General features: G+C 37.6%; 6 protein-coding genes. All 6 read right to left on the reverse strand.

From position 1 onward, the window contains the following. Nucleotides 1-558 (reverse strand): DUF6933 domain-containing protein (locus tag CHI06_RS26890; protein WP_441296726.1); only part of this gene is annotated, 558 nt, incomplete at its 3' end. Between the two features lie 208 nt (nt 559-766). Continuing rightward, the gene (locus CHI06_RS26895; protein WP_218833126.1) at nt 767-925 is read right to left on the reverse strand and encodes an Ltp family lipoprotein; all 159 of its coding nucleotides are present in this window, start codon (nt 923-925) and stop codon (nt 767-769) included. 86 nt (nt 926-1,011) lie between these two features. Beyond that, entirely contained in the window at nt 1,012-1,440 is a 429-nt protein-coding gene (locus tag CHI06_RS26900) for a hypothetical protein (RefSeq protein WP_257009473.1), read from the reverse strand. Between the two features lie 8 nt (nt 1,441-1,448). Continuing rightward, entirely contained in the window at nt 1,449-2,705 is a 1,257-nt protein-coding gene (locus tag CHI06_RS26905) for a DnaB-like helicase C-terminal domain-containing protein (protein WP_095251714.1), read from the reverse strand. After that, nucleotides 2,702-3,721 carry a DnaD domain-containing protein gene (locus CHI06_RS26910; RefSeq protein ID WP_257009474.1) on the reverse strand — a complete coding sequence of 340 codons (1,020 nt, stop codon included), beginning with the start codon at nt 3,719-3,721 and terminating at the stop codon, nt 2,702-2,704. Before CHI06_RS26910 ends, CHI06_RS26905 begins: the two co-directional genes overlap by 4 nt. 580 nt (nt 3,722-4,301) lie before the next feature. Further along, on the reverse strand, nt 4,302-4,548 hold a 247-nt coding region (locus CHI06_RS26915; protein WP_142301031.1), incomplete at its 5' end, for a plasmid pRiA4b ORF-3 family protein.

Here is a 4,548-nt window from a genome sequence, read left to right on the forward strand (position 1 = left end):
AAGAACATCCTCCACAACTTCATGATCATCCTGTCCATAAATAAGGCTGAGACATTCGAGCATTTTTTCAATCGGATAAAACCCTGAATCGTTTCCAGATAACTGGATAAATCTACCGGTTACAATGCTAATATATCGTTGAATTCTTAAATTTTCATCTAAATATTCTTGCATAAACTCAATTTCACGTACTGCATTATTCATCTTTGCTACAATACTTCTACTTGCCGTTTTCGAAAATGTCATTTCACCCGCTTTTTCCAGATATACTTTAATGACTTCTTTACGGACACCTTCCATTCGTAAAGCCATAATGATTGCCTCACAAATTAATTCATTTATTTTGGAAAAATCCTTTTTACTTGGTCTGTAGATAACGATTGAATACCTTGTTTCATTATTCATCAAAACAATCGCTTTTTTTCTATCAATCGTGACAAAATTAACATGCCATGCCATGAAGCTATTAGGGAACTGCTCATGTCCTTCTGGAAAATACAACTCACTATTCTTTATTCCAAGCTGATCAAGCAAGGATTTCGTACATTGGATTAACATTTATCTCACCCTCTAAAGTTCAATCAAAAATATGACTATCGTCTTATTAATCATAGCAACAATGTCTGTACACTACCAAGTAATGATAAAAAACTTACTTTTAAGCCCAATTGTGATTTATTTCTTGTCGATGTCCATATTGATCTCTGCATAAATACTAAATTTATAGCCCTCTACCAAAGAAAAGGTGAGGGCGTGTTTTGCCTTTTTATTTAGCTAAATTCTCAATAGCGTAATTGGCTTCTTCTTGTGTGAATTTTTCACCGTACTCAGAGGTTAATTGGTCTCTTATCGCTTCAGACGACATGCTCATTGATTCCTGATAACTTTTTGCTTTAGCCAAGGAAGTGTCACTTTTACCGTACATCCTTTTGGTGCTTGTTCTTCTAAATGCTTTTTGATTATGCCCTGGATCTATTCAGATTTAATTCTAAAAATATACCCATTATCCATTCACCTCCCTCGTGAAAAATATCCCACTATTGCAGGGAAACACCCGAATTCCTTCCTAATGTCCCGAAACGAGATCACCTCCCTTCCTCTATAAAACTCGAAATCTAGTAAAGATTCATGACAGTTCAACGGCTTGTGATGGAATGTTTTTTCATACAACTGAATGGCTTCTTCCTCACTAAGGGCAAAGATAAAGACAAAATCCCTCTGGTTCATCTTTAATGAGTAAACTCGAACCTTATTGATTCCTAATACATTGGTTCGAATCATTTCTGCCACTTGCTGGTGGTTTGCTCGATCAAAATCCAATTTGGAAATGTCATCCTCTAAAGAAACTTTCTTCTCTTCTAGTAAATGGTGAATGTAATGGGCCAATGAAGAGTCTTCATATAGAAAACAATCAAAGTAAGCGTCTTTTATTAACACCATTAACCACCCTATTCTCTGTTTTTATCCTTTGGGTCCTCGATTTTTCCTGTATGCTCGTTGTAATCCACAAACGCTGACCCCACTGGACCATTTCGGTTTTTCGATACAATGATCTCAAGAGAAGGATTTTTTGTTTCCTTGTCATAATAGGATTCACGATACAGGAACAAAATGACATCGGCATCCTGTTCCACACTGCCTGATTCTCGAATATCAGACATCATCGGCTTTTTATCTGCCCTTGATTCTACCGATCGATTAAGCTGTGCCAAACAAACTACCGGGCAATCAAAATCCTTTGCCATTGTTTTAAGAGATTTAGATATTTCCGTTACTTGTTGATGGGAATTCCCTCCGTACACTTGACTTGAAGCGATCAATGTTAAGTAATCAATAAAAATGACCGGTTTCTTGTATGGAAATTGGTGGATCATTTTCCTCGTTTTCGCTCTCATTTCGGCAATGGTTTGCCCCGCTCCATCAAAGATTTGAATACTGGTTTCAGCTAGTTGACCTAACACATCAGACCAGGAATTCTTTTGGTCTTGATTCAGCATCCTTTTCAAATCTCGCATTTTCCTTCGGTTAAAGTTTCCCGTCGAAGCAATGAGTCGAGAGGTAATCAGCTTTTCAGGCATTTCCAAAGAAAATAACAGCGGTAGAAACCCGGCCCAGCCCGACATTTTGGCAAAATGAAGCATAACATCGGTTTTTCCCATGGAGGGTCTTGCTGCCAGAATGGTTACTTCCCCATTCTGAAAGCCCCCGGTCATCACATCGAGCTTTAGGATCCCTGTTGTGGCTGTATTCTGAACGATTGGGTCTTCCCAAGGTGCCTCATACATATCTGCCAATGCCTGTGTTAAGGAGGTATGATCCTTCATTTTACATTCATTGATTTTATCCAATTCGGTGGTAATTTTCGTAATCTCCCAATCGCTCACTGCTGCCACTGTTAAGATATTCCTTTTTTCTCGTTCCTTCCATGAAGAAAGAATGAGCTCCTCCGTAGTCTCGAATTTCTCAAGATTCGCGTATGATAACAGTTCAGAAAGATAGGACATTCCACCAAAGAACTCAAGGTCAAGCAACGATGCCAAGGAGATTAAATCAATATTCCTGCCTGCCCGGGTTAATTCCAGCATTCTCCGCATTAATTCTTGATGCCGCACACTTTCCAGTTGATCAGGCTGAATCACGGTATCCTTGAGTAAGTACTCTGCCTTAATCAGGCTTCCTAAATACGTTTTTTCCGCTAGATTCACCAATCTTCACCTGCCGTTATATCTAGGTCAAAACCACTTGGAATATCTCTTCCGCTCGGAACTGATTTCGTTGTTTTCCAATTATTCGCTGCAGGCTTTTGGTTCTCTTGATAGGAATTAATTTCTTCTACCGTCAGTAATGATTCGTTTTCCCAATTTTTCAGAATCCCCATCACATAACTAAGCCTTCGCTTGTTATTTGTACATGCAATCGTCAATGCCTTTAAAATTACGGCTTTCGGCTGTAAAAAGCGAGAATCATCTAACCAGGATAATAGCTGCTCTTTTGCATTCACGTTGGAAAAACCAAATCCATTATGATCCCAAAATGCAATAATGTCTTTAACATCTATCATTTTTTGGTTATCCTGCAAGTGATGCTCATTATTTAGATTACCTACTAGTAAGGTTTGAAAAACTTCTTGTTGTTTTTCTTTCTCTTCTTCTTTTTCTTTCTCTTCTTCTTTCTCTTCTTCTTGTCCACGTATCGTATGACGAGTCGTAAAAGTCTCGTCTTTCTCTTCCCATACAGGCGCTAGATATGTATTATTTTCTTCATGATGACTCACTTCTTTGCTGGAGGTACTCTCTTTTTTGTTACAAAAAGAATCATAGAGTTTGCGGAATTCTGGTTTATGAATGGACTCAGCAACATATTGAATCAGTGAGATATCTTGGACCTCTTTTAATTCGGAAAAAATACAATCCATCATGGGTTTCCCGGCTCGATCAAAGTTATATTCCGCCCAGTTTTTTATCGCGAGCTCTCTTGTTTCAGGATTATAACGAACCATCCGGTGAAGCAGGATGAATCGTTCCATTAATGTTTGAATAAAATCGATGGGATAGCCCATATCAAAAGCGATTTGCTTTATCGTAGTTTTATAGATTCCAATTTGTTTCGTCCGTTGATTTGTTAACAGATATAAATAAAAGTGCCGGTCATCTGGAGTCATCTCCTCTGAATGAATCGGGTCCACCCAAAAATCCATGCTCACTTTTCTAAACCTAGCCATCCACAACACTACCCTTCTTCTTGTTAATACTTCCACCCTTTATATATGGCAAAAGGACGAAAAAGGTCATGGTAATTTCATAAATTTGTGAATGTTTTATGACAAACGCGTTTCTGGGTACCTCCTGTACACCTTTCCCTAAAAAAAACACTCACAAATTGTTGATTAAACAACAGTTGTGAGTGTTCGATATTTTAAAATAAACCCTTATTTTTTAGATGTTTTTCTCTACCGGTACCTTTTTTTGTAATTGCTGGTCCATCTACTGTTTGATACTAGAGCATTAAATACTTCCTCTGTCATTTCTACCTTCTTCACTTGATCCTCAAACATTTGTATATTTAAATACACCAAAAGAATACCATATTAGCATTATTTGTCTATGTTTCCTAGACTTTTGATTATTGACTAGAAAGCAGGTGATTTTGGCATGTGTGGCAAATCAGTAAAGACCTTTGGCTAAATAAAGTATGTATCCTTTAATTGATAATTACGGATACTTTCTTCTTTTGAACGCATTGCAATTTTCCTCGAAACAGAATGGTTTGTGAGTAAGATACTACCTTTTTTATCAATCAAATCACAAAAAATGCGAATAATGATAGCCTTTGATTACTTGTTTAAGTCTATGGTTAATCCTTTCCTTGCTTCTGTTTCTTTCCTTTTGATTATCGGACCATTCTTTCATGTCCTCATGTTCTGGATGGTTTACATCTGCCATAATTCGCAGATATTCCTCATAGCCCCCTTCTCCTCCTACATCTTCAGGAGGTCTCTCGCCGTTTCCTTCAACAAATGTTGCACGAAACTCATTTGATTTTACGACC

This window comes from Bacillus sp. 7884-1, assembly GCF_002272245.1.
Classification (GTDB): Bacteria; Bacillota; Bacilli; order Bacillales; family Cytobacillaceae; genus Neobacillus.

Coding starts and splice junctions, on each gene's coding strand:
- CHI06_RS26900 (WP_257009473.1), bottom strand. CDS start 1,440: ATGGTGTTAATAAAAGACGCTTACTTTGATTGTTTTCTATATGAAGAC.
- CHI06_RS26895 (WP_218833126.1), bottom strand. CDS start 925: ATGTACGGTAAAAGTGACACTTCCTTGGCTAAAGCAAAAAGTTATCAG.
- CHI06_RS26910 (WP_257009474.1), bottom strand. CDS start 3,721: ATGGCTAGGTTTAGAAAAGTGAGCATGGATTTTTGGGTGGACCCGATT.